This is a genomic window from Kribbella antiqua (genome assembly GCF_004345665.1).
GTDB lineage: Bacteria > Actinomycetota > Actinomycetes > Propionibacteriales > Kribbellaceae > Kribbella > Kribbella antiqua.
The window spans coordinates 167,745-183,256 of the sequence record NZ_SLWR01000008.1; the positions used below are offsets into that span (position 1 = coordinate 167,745).

At 67.1% G+C, this 15,512-nt stretch carries 16 protein-coding genes; 8 read left to right on the plus strand and 8 right to left on the minus strand.

Going from position 1 to position 15,512, the window contains the following annotated elements; translation table 11 throughout:
• Positions 1–33 precede the first annotated feature (33 nt).
• Together EV646_RS23130 and EV646_RS39430 are read left to right on the plus strand one after the other, a co-directional pair.
• Positions 34–1,479, plus strand: coding sequence for an FAD-binding oxidoreductase (locus EV646_RS23130; protein WP_199237136.1), 1,446 nt, complete (start codon positions 34–36; stop codon positions 1,477–1,479).
• A 62-nt stretch (positions 1,480–1,541) separates the two neighbouring features.
• A complete protein-coding gene (locus EV646_RS39430; protein ID WP_199237137.1) occupies positions 1,542–1,715 on the plus strand; it encodes a hypothetical protein in 174 nt (57 codons plus the stop codon).
• Here the strand turns inward: EV646_RS39430 and EV646_RS23135 are convergent, their stop codons facing one another.
• The gene (locus tag EV646_RS23135; RefSeq protein ID WP_132151911.1) at positions 1,716–2,387 is read right to left on the minus strand and encodes a type 1 periplasmic-binding domain-containing protein; all 672 of its coding nucleotides are present in this window, start codon (positions 2,385–2,387) and stop codon (positions 1,716–1,718) included.
• A 101-nt stretch (positions 2,388–2,488) separates the two neighbouring features.
• On the opposite strand from EV646_RS23135, the gene EV646_RS23140 reads away from it, so the two are divergent.
• The 6 genes from EV646_RS23140 to EV646_RS23165 all read left to right on the plus strand — a co-directional run bounded on the left by EV646_RS23140 (position 2,489) and on the right by EV646_RS23165 (position 9,624).
• A complete protein-coding gene (locus tag EV646_RS23140) occupies positions 2,489–3,685 on the plus strand; it encodes a HupE/UreJ family protein (protein WP_132151913.1) in 1,197 nt (398 codons plus the stop codon).
• A 117-nt stretch (positions 3,686–3,802) separates the two neighbouring features.
• Positions 3,803–5,338: a purple acid phosphatase family protein gene (locus EV646_RS23145; protein WP_132151915.1), complete on the plus strand. Its 1,536-nt coding sequence runs from the start codon at positions 3,803–3,805 to the stop codon at positions 5,336–5,338.
• A 53-nt stretch (positions 5,339–5,391) separates the two neighbouring features.
• Positions 5,392–6,354: a COG1470 family protein gene (locus tag EV646_RS23150; RefSeq protein ID WP_132151917.1), complete on the plus strand. Its 963-nt coding sequence runs from the start codon at positions 5,392–5,394 to the stop codon at positions 6,352–6,354.
• 69 nt (positions 6,355–6,423) lie between these two features.
• Positions 6,424–7,992, plus strand: coding sequence for a helix-turn-helix transcriptional regulator (locus EV646_RS39710; protein ID WP_132151919.1), 1,569 nt, complete (start codon positions 6,424–6,426; stop codon positions 7,990–7,992).
• Between the two features lie 96 nt (positions 7,993–8,088).
• Positions 8,089–9,177: a flavin-containing monooxygenase gene (locus EV646_RS23160; RefSeq protein WP_132151921.1), complete on the plus strand. Its 1,089-nt coding sequence runs from the start codon at positions 8,089–8,091 to the stop codon at positions 9,175–9,177.
• 18 nt (positions 9,178–9,195) lie between these two features.
• Positions 9,196–9,624 (plus strand): SgcJ/EcaC family oxidoreductase, encoded by a 429-nt coding sequence (locus tag EV646_RS23165; RefSeq protein WP_132151923.1) that lies wholly within the window; start codon positions 9,196–9,198, stop codon positions 9,622–9,624.
• On the opposite strand, the gene EV646_RS23170 is transcribed toward EV646_RS23165, so the two are convergent.
• The 7 genes from EV646_RS23170 to EV646_RS23200 all read right to left on the minus strand — a co-directional run bounded on the left by EV646_RS23170 (position 9,613) and on the right by EV646_RS23200 (position 15,470).
• Positions 9,613–9,978, minus strand: coding sequence for a putative quinol monooxygenase (locus EV646_RS23170; RefSeq protein ID WP_241996270.1), 366 nt, complete (start codon positions 9,976–9,978; stop codon positions 9,613–9,615). The two genes, EV646_RS23165 and EV646_RS23170, sit on opposite strands and share 12 nt — an antisense overlap.
• Positions 9,979–10,069: 91 nt before the next feature.
• Entirely contained in the window at positions 10,070–11,053 is a 984-nt protein-coding gene (locus EV646_RS23175; RefSeq protein ID WP_132151925.1) for a proline racemase family protein, read from the minus strand.
• On the minus strand, positions 11,050–11,697 hold the full coding sequence (locus tag EV646_RS23180) for a response regulator transcription factor (RefSeq protein WP_132151927.1): 648 nt from the start codon (positions 11,695–11,697) through the stop codon (positions 11,050–11,052). Before EV646_RS23180 ends, EV646_RS23175 begins: the two co-directional genes overlap by 4 nt.
• Positions 11,682–12,902, minus strand: coding sequence for a sensor histidine kinase (locus EV646_RS40675; RefSeq protein ID WP_277875132.1), 1,221 nt, complete (start codon positions 12,900–12,902; stop codon positions 11,682–11,684). Before EV646_RS40675 ends, EV646_RS23180 begins: the two co-directional genes overlap by 16 nt.
• Positions 12,903–13,107: 205 nt before the next feature.
• Positions 13,108–13,317, minus strand: coding sequence for a hypothetical protein (locus tag EV646_RS23190; RefSeq protein ID WP_132151929.1), 210 nt, complete (start codon positions 13,315–13,317; stop codon positions 13,108–13,110).
• A 467-nt stretch (positions 13,318–13,784) separates the two neighbouring features.
• Positions 13,785–14,558 (minus strand): ABC transporter permease, encoded by a 774-nt coding sequence (locus EV646_RS23195; protein WP_132151931.1) that lies wholly within the window; start codon positions 14,556–14,558, stop codon positions 13,785–13,787.
• A 9-nt stretch (positions 14,559–14,567) separates the two neighbouring features.
• On the minus strand, positions 14,568–15,470 hold the full coding sequence (locus EV646_RS23200) for an ATP-binding cassette domain-containing protein (protein ID WP_132151933.1): 903 nt from the start codon (positions 15,468–15,470) through the stop codon (positions 14,568–14,570).
• Between the last annotated feature and the right edge of the window lie 42 nt (positions 15,471–15,512).

The window sequence follows — 15,512 nt, forward strand, 5'->3', positions numbered from 1 at the left end:
TCGAGAAAGCCCGGACGACCCTACGGTGACGCCATGAGCACTCTTCGGATGACCGGCCTCGACGGTGAGCCGGTACGGGTGACGCAGCAAGCGCTGGCGGCCCTGGCCAAGAAGATGGAGGCCCCGCTGCTGCGCCCCGGCGATGCGGGCTACATCGAAGCGACAACGATCTGGAACGGCATGGTGAGGCGCCGGCCGGCCCTCGTGGTCCAGCCTGTCTCGGGTGCTGAGGTGGCCGAGGCTGTGCGCTTCGCACACGCCCATGGCCTGCTGCTGTCGATCAAGGGCGGTGGTCACAACGTTGGCGGAACCGCGTTGGCCGACGGCGGGCTCACCGTGGACATGTCACGGCTGCGCTGGGTCGAAGTCGATCCCGTACGTCGGCTCGCACACGTCGGACCGGGTTGTCTACTCGGCGACGTCGACCGCGCCACCCAACCGCACGGACTCGCCACCGTGCTCGGCATGATCTCCCTCACGGGTGTCGCCGGGCTCACGCTCGGCGGGGGATTCGGCAACCTCAGCAGGCGATTCGGCTGGACCGTGGACAACCTGGAGGAGGTTGAGATCGTCACCGCCGACGGCCGGCTGGGCAGAGCGGCCGCGGACGAACGCGAGGATCTGTTCTGGGCTTTGCGTGGGGGCGGCGGCAACTTCGGAGCGGTCACGCGCTTCAGCTTCCGCCTGCACGACATCGGCTCCCTGATGACCGGCGGGATGATCGCCTGGGACGCGGAAGACTTCGACGCCGTTGCCACGCTCTACCGGGACCTCTGCGCTACCGCACCGCGGGAGCTGAGCCTGCACCTCATCATGCAGCTCGCACCGGCGACCGCCCTCATCCCTGACGTATGGCGAAACCGGCCGATCGTCGCCGTGGTCGCCTGCCACACGGGTAGCGAGTCGGCCGCGGCGAAAGACCTCGCACCGCTTCGAGCCCTTGGTACGCCGATCGTCGACACGATCACGCGCAAGCCGTACGTCGAGCAGCAGAGGACGTTCGACGCCGGGCAGCCCGACGGCCTGCATCAGTACTGGAAGTCGGAGTTCTTGCCCGGCCTGCCGGACGGTCTGTTCGACATGTTCCGCAAGCACGCAGCCGAGATCACTGCGCCGATGTGCCAGCTGTGGTTGGCGCAGCTCGGCGGCGCGGCGGCCGACCTGGGCAACGAGTCCACTCCGTTCGGGAACCGCGATGCCGAGTACATCTGCCTGATCGCGAGCGGGTCGCCACCGGATGCGCCCGACGGCCCTCGCCGACGCGAATGGGCACGCACGGCCTGGGAGGCGATCAAGCCGTACTCGACCGGCGGCAACTACATCAACGTGCAGACCACTGACGATGACGACCTGCGGATCCGGCAGGCATACGGTGCAAACCTGGACCGGCTGGCCCGCGTGAAGAGTGCCTACGACCCGGACAACCTCTTCCGCGTCAACCGCAACATCCGCCCGGCGGCCGTCGTCAGCGCACCGTAGAGGTCCGAACACGCCTGGTGGTGGGTACCGGTTGGAGAATAGCCCTCCACCAAGGAGTCTCAATGTTCGCGATCATCGCCGCCGTCATCTTCGGGCTCGCGCTCATCCTCGACTGGGCCAACGTGAGCGCCAGCGACGCGTTCACGCCACAGACCCTCCTCACCGCCGGTCTCCTCTGCCTCGCGCTTCACCTCGCCGGCATCGGCTCGGCCCGCCGCTGGGGTCGTCGCCGCTGACTAGCTGAGCCAGACAACGATGCCGGTGTGGCCGGTTAGAACGCTGGCAGCTCCGGCGCGGATGGCGTTGGCGGCTCGGGAGGGTGTGAATGTCGAGGCGTCGTAGTTGGAGGACATGCCCAGGCCCTCGCCTCGGAAGGAGGCGCCGGTCCAGTCGGCGGCGGTGACGTTGGCGGTGGGCTCGGCCAGTTCGGCGCCGACAACGAGGAACTGCTGGTCGAGATGGCTGGCGGTCACCAGGGCCAGCGGATCGATAAGAGTGTTGCCGGCGCTGACGATGAGGTCCGGCTTCAGACCGATGGCCTCGGTGATCTTCGGAACGTAGCTACCAGAGGCCGCCTCCACCGTCTTCAGGCTGACCTTCTCTGCCGCAGCCCAGTCCCGTACGGCGGTGACCAGCGTCTGCGTCTGAGCGTCGTCCCCAGCAGTGAGCAGGACCACGCGGTAGCCCGATGGCGGATGTACGTCGTTCCAGGAGCCAGGGCTCGGCGTGATCGTCGCCTCCGGTGAGGGCGGCGCCGCCGGGTTCAGGAAGCCGGGGCCGAGTGTGCCAACTGGCGTCGGTGCGGCGTGGGGCCGGGACCAGTCGTCAGCGGTGTTGCAGCCACTGGCCAGGACGACGATCGCGAGTACGACGGCCACAACCCAGGCAGGCCGAACTCGCTGATGCACGAGGACTTCTTACCTCATGAATCCCCGTTCCCAGAGGGGGTGCGTCCAGCGTTCGCTCACCGTCCCACAGTCGTTCACCGAACAGGTGCAGCGTGCGCTGCATGCTGGCCTTCACCCGCCGGTGCGCCTCCGTCCTCGCCGCCGCACTGGTCCTCCTGCTGAGCGCCGTACCCGCTCAAGCCCACGGCTTCAGCTCCACCGTGTACGTCGACCTGACCGCGCCGGCCAAGGGACATGTCCGGGCCGAACTCGGCCTCGAGTACGACCTGCTCGTCGTATCCACCGCTGACTACCAGAAGAACGATGCGCTCTTCAAACTCGGTACGGCGGCCTTCGACGCCGGCGACTCGGTCAAACAAGCCGCAGCGCTGACGACCGACGCCAGCTCGGTCACCAAGTACGTCACCGATCGCTTCGCAATCGCCGTCGACGGTCACGCCTGTACGGCGACGCAGCAAGGCGACTTCAGGATCGAGCAGCGCGAGGGCGTCCCGTACGCGTTCATGGACCTGGACTACAGCTGCCCAGAGAAGGCCGACGCGCACGAGGTACGGAGTGGTCTGTTCCCTGACAGCGAGGGCTATGTGAAGGGGACCAAGACGATCGTCACCTACGACCTCGATCTGCAGAAGGGTAGTAGTGCGCTCGACTCCGAGCACCCGTCGTTCTCCACGCACCAGTCCTGGACAGAGCGGTTCTGGGAGTTCTTCCGGCTCGGGGCGGAGCATCTGCTCACCGGACTCGACCACATTCTGTTCCTGCTCGCCCTGATCGCAGGATCACGCCGGCTCCGCGAGATAGTGCTGGCGGCAACGACCTTCACGCTGGCCCACTCGGTCACCTTCATCCTGGCGGCGCTCGGCGTCGTACACGTGTCTCCGTCGTTCATCGAGCCGGTGATCGCGCTGTCGATCGCGATCGTCGCGTTCTGGCACTTGTGGCGGCTCTGGCGGCGCGGACGGCTCGCGACAGACCTCGAGACCAGTGGTCGCAGTCATGTGAGCCTCGACCGGGCCGGATGGACCCGGCTGGGCGTCGTGTTCTGCTTCGGCCTCGTCCACGGCGTCGGCTTCGCGGGTGCGCTGGGGATCCAGCAGGCGTGGTCGTGGACGCTGCTGTGGTCGCTCCTGGTGTTCAACGTGGGCATAGAGACCGTGCAACTGACGCTGATCGCACTAACATTCCCCCTGCTGGCTCTGCTGCGTCGCAAAGCGCCGACGGTCGCACTGTGGACCACTGGCTTCATCGCGGCCGGTGTGTCGGTAGCTGGCTTGGTCTGGTTTGTGCAGCGGCTCTGAGACGGGTGTTGTAGCGCGGGTGGTAAACCCTCGTTCACCCGTGATCCACCGGCGAGGCGGACGCTCTCCGATGGGCCTGTCTGGCTCAACTCGTCACTAGTAACGGACGGACACTCGATGAAGCTCAGCAACTGGGCACGGACCCGTGTGGCCACGTGCGTCACGGCGGCGGTCGTTGCGACCGCCACGGCGTTCGGGGGAGCGGCCCACGCAGCCGACCCCGTCACCACCTCCGGCATCATCCTCGGCGTCGGCGCCAACGAGTCCCAGCGCGTCGTCAGCTGGTACTCCTCGGCCGGCACGGCACAGGTGGTGCAGGTCGCTCCCACCTCGCGACTGGTTCACGGCCAGTTCCCGAAGAACGCGACCACCTTCTCGGCCAGTGTGGCCGCGAACAGCGTCAACGGCGGCTACAACGGGCACGCGACGATCGACGGTCTCCGTGAGCACACGTCGTACTCGTACCGCGTCGGCACCGGCGGCGGCTGGAGCCCGACGTACTCGTTCAAGACGCAGGACTTCGACGGCGACTTCAGCTTCCTGTTCTTCGGCGACCCGCAGATCGGCTCGTCCGGCAACGTCGCCAAGGACGGCGCCGGCTGGCAGGACACCCTGAACGTCGCGCTCACCGCCAACCCGAACACCGAGCTGCTGGTGTCGGGTGGTGACCAGGTCGAGACCGCGAACACCGAGACCCAGTGGGACGCGTTCCTCGCCCCGGACAAGCTCCGCCAGTACCCGTGGGCCGCCACCATCGGTAACCACGACGTCGGCGGCAAGGCGTACGAGCAGCACTTCTGGACTCCGAACACCGACCGCTCGACGGCCTTCTACAAGGGTGACCCGGGCACGACGTCCGGCGGCGACTACTTCTACATCTACAAGGACGTCCTGTTCATCGACCTGAACAGCAACGCCTACGCCAGCGGTGCGGACGCCGCACACGTCGGCTACATCACCGACGTCGTCAAGAAGTACGGCGCCAAGGCGAAGTACACGGTGCTCGTGTACCACCACTCGATCTACTCGCCGGCCGACCACGCCAACGACGCCGACAACCAGCAGCGCCGGCAGGACTTCCCGACGGCGTTCTCGAAGCTGGGCGTCGACCTGGTGCTGCAGGGGCACGACCACAGCTACTCCCGCAGCTACGTGATCAAGAACGGCAAGAAGGCCAACCCGGCCGAGCAGCCTGGCGCGACCCAGGTGGCGCAGGGACCCGGCGGAGTCATCTACGTGACGGCCAACTCGGCGTCCGGTTCGAAGTACTACGACCTGACGGCTCCTGACACCACTCAGGACCCGAACTACGGTCCGGACCCGCTCAACCCCAAGAACCACTGGGCCAACTCGGTGGAGAACCAGGAGCACGTCCGTACCTACGTCAAGGTCGACGTACACAAGAACAAGCTCGTGGTGGAGGACGTGCGCAGTGGTACCTGTGCCGCTCCCGACGCGGCCGTGGAGCTCGGCAAGGTGTCGTGGTGTGGTCCGGACAGCGGAGCCACCCCGGCCAAGCCGGTCGGCTCGCTGGTCGACAAGGTCGTCGTACACCCGTACCGCGGCAACGGCCACTTCGGCGATCCGGCACCGGTCCAGGGCTGGACGACTCAGCAGAACGATGACACCACAACCCTCACGTCAGTGAGCTGACACCGGATGGGGTGGGCTCTGTCGGAGCCCACCCCGTCTAGAAGGACCACTCGATGTTCCGTACGACGGCAGCCGTCTTGCTCGCGGCACTCGGCTTCATCAGCCCCGTATCAGCTGCGGCAGCTGACGACGTCCCCTGGACAGTCAGTACGGCGGCCAACAGCCTCGGCTCGGATCGCCCGAACTACAGCTACACCGTCAACCCAGGCGATCAGGTCCGTGACGGGCTCGTGGTCGCCAACCACGGCAAGACACCGCTCGACCTGGCCGTCTACGCGGCAGACGGCTTCACCAACGACGCCGGGAAGCTCGACCTGCTCACCAAGGACGCGAAGTCGACCGGCGTAGGCGCGTGGGTCTACGCGAACCAGAGCCAGGTGAAGGTCGCACCGGGCCAGTCCGTCCAGGTGCCGTTCACCGTCACGATCCCAGCCGACGCCACGCCAGGCGACCACGTGGGCGGCATCATCACCTCGCTGACCTCCAACGACGTGGACCGCCGCCTCGCGCTCCGCATCAGCCTCCGAGTGAGCGGTGCACTCCAGCCAGCTCTGTCGGTGGAGAAGCTGAAGCTGAACTACGCAGGCGGCAACAGCACGATCACCTACACGGTCCACAACACCGGCAACACCGTCCTGGCGGCCCGGCCCACAGCCACCGTCGCAGGCCCTTTCGGCCTCAAACGCGTCAGCGCCCCTGAATCCGCCGACTCACCCGAGCTCCTCCCCGGCGAGTCCTGGCAAGCCTCCCTACCCATCCACGGCCTGACCCCTTTCCTCCGCCTCACCGGCACAGTCTCCGTAACCCCCCTCCAAACCGACGCAGCCGGCTCCACCGCCCCCCTCCCAGCCCAAACCGCCACAACCCACACCTGGACCCTCCCCTGGTGGCTCCTACTCGTCATCACCGCCCTGATCGGCGGTGCCGTCGGCCTGTTCCTCGTTCGCCGGCGTCAGGGTCGATCCCTGTCGCAAGTCGTCGAAAACCCTGATGTGGTGGCGGCTGGGGGTCAGTAGTGCTGTCGGAGGGGTCGGGTGGGCGGTTCGGTGAGTACCGAATCGAGCGTGGCGGCTGATACTGGTCTGGTGGACGGGGTAGCGGAGGCCAGGAGTGCCTATGAGGCGCGGGCCTGGTCTCGTGCGTTTGAGCTGTACGGCGCCGCGGGTGAACTGGACGCCGACGACCTCGACCGGTACGCGATCGCGGCGATGCTGGCGGGGCGGATGGACGAGTACTACGCCATCAGGGAGCGCGCGTACGAGCAGCAGCTAGCCCAGGGGGACCTGCTCGGCGCGGCTGGCGCGGCGCTCTGGGCGGGGATGCAGCGGATGGCTTCCGGCGACGTGGTCGTCGGTGGCGGCTGGCTGTCGCGCGCCGCACGGCTGATCGAGGAGGACGGCACCGACTCGATACCCGCGGCCGTCCTGGGCATGAGCCGGGCGTTCACAGTCGACGACCTCGAGCAGGCGGTGGCTATCAGCGCTGAGGCGGTCGCCGCTGGCCGGCGGCTCGGCAGCAGCGATCTGGTCGGCCTGGCATTGCACCAGCAGGGCCTGCTGCTACTCCAGTCCGGTCGTACGGCGGACGGCCTGGCGAAGCTCGACGAGGCCATGGTCGAGCTGAACTCCGGCTCGCTCTCGCCGATGGTGACCGGCATCGTGTACTGCGGTGCAATCTCCGGCTGCTGGACGGTGTACGAGCTCACCCGCGCCACCGAGTGGACCGCCGCGATGACCCGCTGGTGTGAGAGCCAGCCCGAGCTGGCCAACTTCACCGGCGAGTGCAAGGTACGACGTGCCGAGCTCAAGCAGTTGCGGGGCGCCTGGACCGATGCCCGTGCCGACTTGGCCCGGGTCAGCTCGGCAGATGTCGACGTCTGGGCGGCTGGTTGCGCGGCGTACGTACGCGGGAACCTCGATCGGCTTCAGGGACGCTTCTCAGAGGCTGAGGAGTGCTTCTCCGAGTCAGGCCGGCTCGGCTACGACCCGCAGCCAGGGCTGGCGCTGCTGCGCCTGGCGCAGGGCAGTGTGGAGGCAGCTGCCGCGATGATCCGTCGCTGCCTGGCTGAGGGGCAGGACGATGCCAAGCGGGTGGAAGTCACCTACGCCGCGACCGAGATCCTGCTGGTGGTAGGTGACACCGAAGCGGCCACCTGTGCGGCCGACGACCTAAACAAGCTGGCGGACAAGTGCCGCACCAGCATCGTGCACGCCCTGGATGCCCAGGCGCAGACGATGCTCCGGCTCGCCGAGGGCCGGCCGGACGCTGCGCTGACCCCGGCGCGGTCGGCGCTCCGCCGTTGGGTCGAGCTACACGCGCCGTACCAGGAAGCACGTACGCGTCTGCTGATCGCGGATGCCTGCCGGGCGCTCGGCGACACCGAGTCGGCAGAGCGCGAGTCGGTGACAGCTGCGCAGCTGTTCGAGCAGCTTGGCGCCGTACCGGATCTCAAGCTTGACCACCAGCTGCTCTCTCCGCGTGAGGTCGAAGTACTGCGACTTGTCGCGACAGGTGCGACCAATCGCGCTATCGCGGCCCGCCTGGTGCTGAGTGAGCGGACTGTCGACCGGCACGTGAGCAACATCTTCACCAAGCTGGGTGTTTCGTCCCGGTCCGCGGCAACGGCGTACGGCCTCGAACACAAGCTGGTCTGACAGGTACCCAGTCACCCACTACCGGCGGTTGGGTGATTTCACCGACGCGGCGCCGACGCTCGCGCTCCTACCTTCGACACAACCGAAGGAGGGGCTATGCAGTACGAAACAGTAGTGATCGGGGCCGGACAGGCTGGTCTGTCAGCCGGCTACCACCTCGCCCAGCGCGGCGAGCCGTTCGTGATTCTGGACGCGGCGGACCGAGTCGGGGGATCGTGGCTCAACCGCTGGGACTCGCTCGCACTCTTCACACCGGCCATACGGGACAGCCTGCCTGGCGCCGAGTTCGGCGGCGGCTACACGTTCCCGTCACGGGAAGAGCTGCTCAGCTATCTGGAGCGGTACGCCGAGCAGTTCGAACTGCCGGTACGCCTCGGAGTGCATGTGGACGGGCTGTTCCGCGAGGGCGAAGGTTTCCGGGTGACCGCCGGCTCGGAGTCGTTTCTCACCCGCAACGTCATCCTGGCGACCGGTGCACACCGCGTGCCGAAGATCCCGGCCTTCGCCGGCGAACTGTCGCCGGACATCGTGCAGCTGCACTCGGCCGACTACCGCAACCCCGGTCAGCTGCAGCCGGGCACGGTGCTCATCGTCGGCGCCGGGAACTCGGGTGCCGAGATCGGGGTCGAGGTCGGCAAGACGCACAAGGTGCTGCTGGCCGGCCGCAACGTCGGCTACCTGCCGATCGAGATGCGTGGCTGGCAGGGAAAGCTGACGTTCCCGGTAATCTGGTGGGTCTGGGAGCACATCCTGACCGAGAAGAAGAAGCCGGGCCGCAAGGTGCAGGCCGAGGCGCTCGAGGGCCACGGCGAGCTCCTGATCCGGCAGAAGGAGAAGGACCTGCTGGCGGTCGGGATCGAGCGCATCGCCCGCATTGCCGGCGTGGTCGACGGCGTCCCGCAAACCGAGGACGGCGACCTGGTGGACGTAGCGAACGTCATCTGGTGCACGGGCTTCAAGTCCGACTTCGCCTGGGTCGACCTGCCAGGCTTGGACTCGTCGGGGCGGCTCGCCAGCGAGCGTGGCTGCGTGACCGGGCAGCCCGGGCTCTATGTACTGGGCCAGGAGTTCCAGTACATGTTCAACTCGCACACGATCGGTGGCGTCGGCAAGGATGCGGCGTACGTCGTCCGCGACCTCAGTCGGCGGGCCCCGGCCCGGGAGCTTGACCTCAAGTCAAGTTGAACTTGCACGATCTGGGGCATGAAGATCGAAGGTCAGATCCCTGGTCAAGCCGATGTCGACGCGATCCTGGCGCTGGTCGACGCCGTTCAAGAGGCCCAGAGCAACGAAGACGTGGAAGCCTTCGTTGCTCTGTTCCGCAAGGACGCGTTGTGGGTGACGGGACACGGCAAGCGTCTCTACGGTCGCGACACCATTGCCGAGTTCACCAGTCGCGTGTTGCCTGGGGCAACGAAGGATTCGTACGCCAGCTACGTCCCGGACCACCTGCTGTTCGTCCGCCCCGACATCGCGGTGGTCAACGTCAACCAGACCTACGCGCGCCGGGTCGGCTCGACCGCCGAACTGCCGGTCGAACACGGCAGCCCGGTCTACTTCCTCGCCAAGGACGACGACACCTGGCGGATCGCAGCCGCCCAGAACACCGTCGTCGTACCGTCAAACAGCTAGTTCGCCCAATTCGGACCAGTCGTCCTGGGGGAGTTTGAAGTTGACGATGCGAGGAGTCTCGACCAGGCACGGCGGGAGCGTCTGCTGGGCGGCTTTGAAGTGGGCCGAGGTGACGTGGGCGGAGGCGGCGTCGTCGTCGGCGAAGGCTTCGACCAGAACGTACTCGTCGGTGTCGTCGATCGAGCGGGACCAGTCGAACCACAGGCAGCCCGGCTCCGCGCGAGTCGCCTTGGTGAAGTCGGCGGCGATGGACGGCCAGTTCGAGGCGTGTTCGGGACGGACGCGGAACTTGGCGGTGATGAAGATCATGAGCAGCAACCTCCGATAGGCAACAGTCCCGATGCTAGTGCCCATCCCGCATCGCCTTCAGTACGCCGCAAGCCTCCGCCGAGACGGTGAGGTCGCGCCAGGTGGTCAGCGCCGGGATGGTCGGCGGCTGGGATTGTCAGCGCAGGGTGAAGCCGGTGCCGAGGGGGTCGCGGGGGTCGAGGGTGAACGTGGCGGTGCCGGTGCGGTACGCCGCGCCCTCGACCTCGGTGACAACCCCGCCGGCCACCTCCTCGACCACCCGCCCGAGGAACGTCGTACCGACGATCGACTCATGCCGCAGCACCTGACCAGGCCCGATTCGCCCCTCGTCGTACAGCAGCGCAAGCCGCGCCGACGTACCCGAGCCACAAGGTGACCGGTCCACCTCGCCATCCGCGAAGACGGCGACGTTCCGCTGATGCGGACCAGCCGCGCCCTGTCCGAGATCGTCGTACAGAATCGTCCCGTAGAGACCGCTCAGCCGTGGATCCGTCGGATGCACGGTCTGCGAGTCCAGCGCCCACTTGATCTCACGCCCGACCGCGATCAAATCGACATAGTTGGAAGGCGTCACCGACAGCCCGACCGACGACGCCGCGACCGAGGCGTAATACGCGCCCCCGAAACTGATATCCGCCTGCACCTCGCCACGCGAGGTCGACACCGGCACGCCACGACGATCGACGTACGACGGAACGTTGCGAAAGGCAACCCTGTCGACCGCACCACCAGAACAGGTGACCCGGGCAACGACTCGTCCGGACGGCACGTCGATCACGACCTCCGTATCCCCATCGGCCGGAGCCGGAACTCTTCCGCTCTCGACCGCCCAGGTGCCCAAGGCAATCGTCCCGTGTCCGCAAGCGGTTGAGTATCCGTCCTTGTGCCAGAACAGCACACCGAGGTGCGCGCCATCGTCGTTGCCCGGCACAACGAAGCCGCCGTACATGTCCGCGTGCCCACGCGGCTCGTTCACCAGTAGTTGCCGGATCGCGTCAACGTCCGCGGAGCCCATCGCGTACTCACGCCGCTCAGCCACCGTCGTACCGCGGATCTCCGGGAAACCCTCGGTCACGATCCGGAAAGGCTCGCCCGCTGTGTGGTAATCGGTCACGTTCATGAAAGCCCCAGATACGTCAGGACGGCGAGCACGCGGCGATTGTTGCTGTCGTCATCGGTGAGGCCGAGCTTGCCGAACAGCGACGTCGTGTACTTGCTGATGGCACTGTCACTGAGGAAGAGCCGTTGCCCGATCGCCTGATTCGACAGACCTTCGGCCATCAGGCTGAGTACGTCGTGCTCGCGCTCGGTCAGCCGGTCGAGTCGCCGGTTCGACGAGCCGCTGGACAACAGCTTGCTGATGACCGCCGGGTCCATGGCAGTCCCACCGGCCGCGACACGCTCCAGCGCGTCGATGAACTGATCGGCGTCGAAAACGCTCTCCTTGAGCAGATAGCCGATGCCCCCAGCGCCGTCGGCCAGCAGCTCCCGCGCGTACAACTGCTCGACATGCTGGGACAGAATCAGAACCGGCAAGCCAGGCACCTCGCGCCGAGCGGCCAGCGCGGCTCGCAGGCCCTCGTCAGACTGACTCGGCGGCATCCGTACGTCGATGACGGCAACGTCCGGCCGCCACTTGAGCAGGGCGTCGACCGTCTCTGGCCCGGTGCTTGCGGTCGCCACGACTTCGTGTCCGTAGGCCTCGATGAGACGGACCATTCCGTCCCGCAGGAGATAGAGGTCTTCGGCTACAACGATTCGCATGGCACCGTCATCTTCGCACGAGTCGGCCCGCCGGCCGGGCTGCTGACCTCCAGAGTGCCGTCGAACGCGGCGAGCCTCCGCCGCAGCCCCGCGAGGCCGCCCGCCGCACTCACCTCCGCGCCACCCCGACCGTTGTCTTCGACTTCTACGACTATGGCGACGTCGTCCAGCGCGATGGAAATGTGAGCCTGGGTCGCGTGCGCGTGCTTGACCGCGTTGGTCAGCAGTTCGGCGGTTCCGAAGTACACGGCGGACTCGATCGGCGGATCCAGACGCAGCTCACCCTCAGCAGTGACGGCCGTCTCGACCGGGCAGTCCATGGCCAGCGCGCGTACGGCGTCGACCAGCCCCCGCTCGTTCAGCACCGGCGGGTTGATGCCGCGGACCAGCTCGCGCAGCTCCGACAACGAACTGGCGGCTCCGACTCGCGCCTCGCGCAGCAGCGCCTTGGCCTGGCGCGGGTCGGTCTCCATCAGCTTCTCCGCGGTCGCCAGCGAGAGTCCGAGCGCGACCAGGCGTGCCTGCGCGCCGTCGTGCAGATCCCGCTCGATCCGGCGGATCTCGGCGGCCTGCGCGACCGTCGCGTCGGCCCGCTGCGCGGTCAGCTCATCGACCCGATCCGCCAGCGCCATCGCCGGCGTCGGCCGCAGGAAGCGTACGGCGACCGGCGCGAACACTCGCCAGGCGTACGGCGCACTCGCTACGGCCACGACTGCTCCGATCGCGCCGAGCAGCGGCTCTGACTGGGAGAAGCCGAGGACGGCGGTCACGACTCCGGCGGGCGGAACTGCCGCGGCCAGGCCGGCGGTGACTGCGAGGATCGCCGTGAACCTCAGGTCACGCCAGTTCGCGGGATCCTTCCAGCGCACCCGCATCGCCAGATCCTTCTCCGCATCCCGGCGACTGCGCTCGTACGAATAGCCGTTCCACCAGTAGCCGGTGGACAGTTGCGTCACCGCCCCGGGCTCCCGATAACCGGCGAGGATGACCGTGCCTGTCCAGCGGGCGACGAGGGAGCGAGCGATCCGGCAGACCGGCCGGGCCAGCAGGAGAGTGCCGACGCAGACCCACACCAGCGGTGCGATCCACGTCCACGGGTTCCGCCACCAGATCGCCAAGCCCACGCCGGCAGCCCAAACGGCGGGCACCAGCATGCTGACGACCAGCACCACACATGCCCGGACGAACCCCACGAAAACGTTCACCACCGGAAAAACCCTCCTAGCTACTGTCAGTAAGTTCACTGTGCACCAACCGGAACGCGAAATCCGCCAGATCGGCAGAGGAGTGGGGCTAGCCCCACCCAACCGTGCATCCAGCCCCACGCCAGACAGACGTCAGCCGCTGTCGCCCGGGATGGGCAGCAGCGGCTGACGTTTGCTTCTGGAGCGCCTGAAGAGGTGAGCAGGTTCAGGCGGCTTGCGGAACGCGGGTGCGGTTCTTCTGCGCCCAGACCGCCCGGCGCAGCTTGGCCTTGTCCGGGTAGCCGGCGGCTCGGCCGATCATGTAGACGTCGTGACTGCGCATGTTGACCATGCCCGCGACGTACCAGACCGGGCTTCCCTCGGCCAGCATGGTGACGATCATCGTGGTGACGGTGGTGTCGGTGGTGGTGTTCATTCTGACCCTCTCCTTTGGTCGCTCTTACTGATACGTCGGACCAGCGGAGCCGGATTCGACATCACCTCGACAAGTTTTTTGCGCGGATTTTCCCGGGCTCCGGAGCAGGCCGTCGTACGCCGAAGCCGCCTCTCCGGCGCAGGCCGTCGTACGCCGGATCCGACCGCCGTACGCCGGATCCGACCGCCGTACGGCGATTCCGGACCAGACCGGCGGCGGAAGAACTCCCGGCGCAACAGACCCGGCGGCGGAAGAACCCCGAGCAGCAGACTCGGCGGGCCGGCAACTGCCCCTGAACAACAGAGCGCCCCGATCGGAGATCGGGGCGCTTGTCCGTGTGGGTCCCGGGGGGAGTGGGACCTCCACACGTTGGGGGGACCTCGACGGTAACCCCGGGGCGGGGTCATCACCGAATCGATTCGTCCTGCAGCGAACCACTCAAACGCCGAACGGTGCGAAAACTGCGCTCAGCGGCCAGTGCGGCGCCGGTACAACGATGTCGCCAGAACGACCGAAAACAGGAGCAGACCACAACACCACGCCAGCGCGATCCAGCCGGCATTGCCCATCGGCGTTCCGATCAAGAAGCTGCGCACGGCCTCGACCGTCGGCGTGATCGGCTGATGCTCGCTGACCGGCCGCAACCAGGACGGCATTGTCTCGGGCGGCACGAACGCGCTGCTCAGATACGGCAGGAACAACATGAAGAAGCTCAGTGTGCTCGCCGACTCCACCGTCTTCGCGATCACCCCCAGCCCGGCGGCGAGCCACGAGAGCGCGACCACATACAGCAGCAGCAAACCGATTGCCGCCAGCCACTCGCCGGCGCTCGCCGTCGGCCGGAAGCCCATCGCCAGCGAGGCGAGGATGACGATCGCCGTCGACGCTGCGTTACGCGCGATACTCGCAGTAACATGCCCGGTCAGCACGGCGAAGCTGTGGATCGGCAGCGACCGCAGCCGGTCGATCATCCCGCTGGTCATGTCGTCGGTGACCGCCATCGCCGTCGACGCGGCGCCGTACCCGGTGGTGAGCAGCAGGATTCCCGGTACGACGTAGTTGACGTATTCCGTGCCGGTGTTGATCGCACCGCCGAAGACGTAGACGAACAGCGCCATCATCAACAACGGCAGCAGGATCGCGGCGAACAGCGTGTCCAGATTGCGCCGGGCGAGCCGCACGCTGCGATCGATCATCGTGGCCGCATCGGTGAGCGCAGCACCTACTCCTTGATGTGACATCGCGATCTCCTAGGCGGTCAGAGTGAGAAACACGTCGTCGAGCGTCGGCCGATGCGACGACACCCGCTCCGGCTCCACTCCGTTGTCCCGCAGAACGTCGAGCACCTGATGCAGGTGACCCGCCGACCCGTCCGACGGCACGCTGAGCACCAACCCGTTAGCTGCCGCAGCTCGCAGTACGCCGGTTGCCTTGAGCAACTGCGGTTCGTCGGCGAAGCGTAGGTCGATGCGTTCGCCACCCACCTGCGCCTTCAGCGAGTCGGCGGTGCCGGTGGCAACGATCCGGCCGTGGTCGAGGAGCACGATGTGGTCGGCGAGCCGGTCCGCCTCCTCGAGGTACTGCGTGGTCAGCAGGATGGTGGTGCCGTCGCGGACGAGCTCCGCGATTGCGTCCCACATCGTTGACCGGCTGGCCGGATCCAGGCCAGTAGTCGGCTCGTCCAGGAAGATCACCCGCGGCCGTGCGATCAGACTCATCGCCAGATCGAGCCGCCGCCGCATCCCACCGGAGTACGTCTTCACCCGCCGGTCCATCGCATCGCTCAGCCCGAACCTCTCCAGCAGCTCGCAGGTACGACGTCGCGCGGTGGGCCGGCCCAGATGCATCAGCCGGCCGATCATGACCAGGTTCTCCCGGCCGGTCTGGTTCTCGTCGACCGCGGCGTACTGACCTGTCAGGCTGATCACGCCCCGGACCTGCGCCGGTTCGCGGAGTACGTCGTACCCGGCGATCCTCGCGCGGCCGCCATCCGGCTTGGTCAGGGTGGTCAGGATCCGCACGGTCGTGGTCTTGCCCGCGCCGTTCGGACCGAGCAGAGCGAGCACCGACCCCTCGCGCACCCCGAGGTCCACCCCGGCCAGCACCTCGGTCGAACCGTACGACTTCCGCAGCCTGGTTGCCTCGACGATCATCGCCCCCTCCTTACTGCGTATCTAATACGCTAAATAGCGTAG

What these genes read in the sequence shown, in the direction of transcription:
- EV646_RS23175 (WP_132151925.1), bottom strand. Translation starts at nt 11,053, where the DNA reads ATGAACGTGACCGATTACCACACAGCGGGCGAGCCTTTCCGGATCGTG.
- EV646_RS39430 (WP_199237137.1), top strand. Translation starts at nt 1,542, where the DNA reads ATGTTCGCGATCATCGCCGCCGTCATCTTCGGGCTCGCGCTCATCCTC.
- EV646_RS23160 (WP_132151921.1), top strand. Translation starts at nt 8,089, where the DNA reads ATGCAGTACGAAACAGTAGTGATCGGGGCCGGACAGGCTGGTCTGTCA.
- EV646_RS23170 (WP_241996270.1), bottom strand. Translation starts at nt 9,978, where the DNA reads ATGGGCACTAGCATCGGGACTGTTGCCTATCGGAGGTTGCTGCTCATG.
- EV646_RS23190 (WP_132151929.1), bottom strand. Translation starts at nt 13,317, where the DNA reads ATGAACACCACCACCGACACCACCGTCACCACGATGATCGTCACCATG.
- EV646_RS23180 (WP_132151927.1), bottom strand. Translation starts at nt 11,697, where the DNA reads ATGCGAATCGTTGTAGCCGAAGACCTCTATCTCCTGCGGGACGGAATG.
- EV646_RS23150 (WP_132151917.1), top strand. Translation starts at nt 5,392, where the DNA reads ATGTTCCGTACGACGGCAGCCGTCTTGCTCGCGGCACTCGGCTTCATC.
- EV646_RS23130 (WP_199237136.1), top strand. Translation starts at nt 34, where the DNA reads ATGAGCACTCTTCGGATGACCGGCCTCGACGGTGAGCCGGTACGGGTG.
- EV646_RS23200 (WP_132151933.1), bottom strand. Translation starts at nt 15,470, where the DNA reads ATGATCGTCGAGGCAACCAGGCTGCGGAAGTCGTACGGTTCGACCGAG.
- EV646_RS23140 (WP_132151913.1), top strand. Translation starts at nt 2,489, where the DNA reads ATGCTGGCCTTCACCCGCCGGTGCGCCTCCGTCCTCGCCGCCGCACTG.
- EV646_RS23165 (WP_132151923.1), top strand. Translation starts at nt 9,196, where the DNA reads ATGAAGATCGAAGGTCAGATCCCTGGTCAAGCCGATGTCGACGCGATC.
- EV646_RS23195 (WP_132151931.1), bottom strand. Translation starts at nt 14,558, where the DNA reads ATGTCACATCAAGGAGTAGGTGCTGCGCTCACCGATGCGGCCACGATG.
- EV646_RS23145 (WP_132151915.1), top strand. Translation starts at nt 3,803, where the DNA reads ATGAAGCTCAGCAACTGGGCACGGACCCGTGTGGCCACGTGCGTCACG.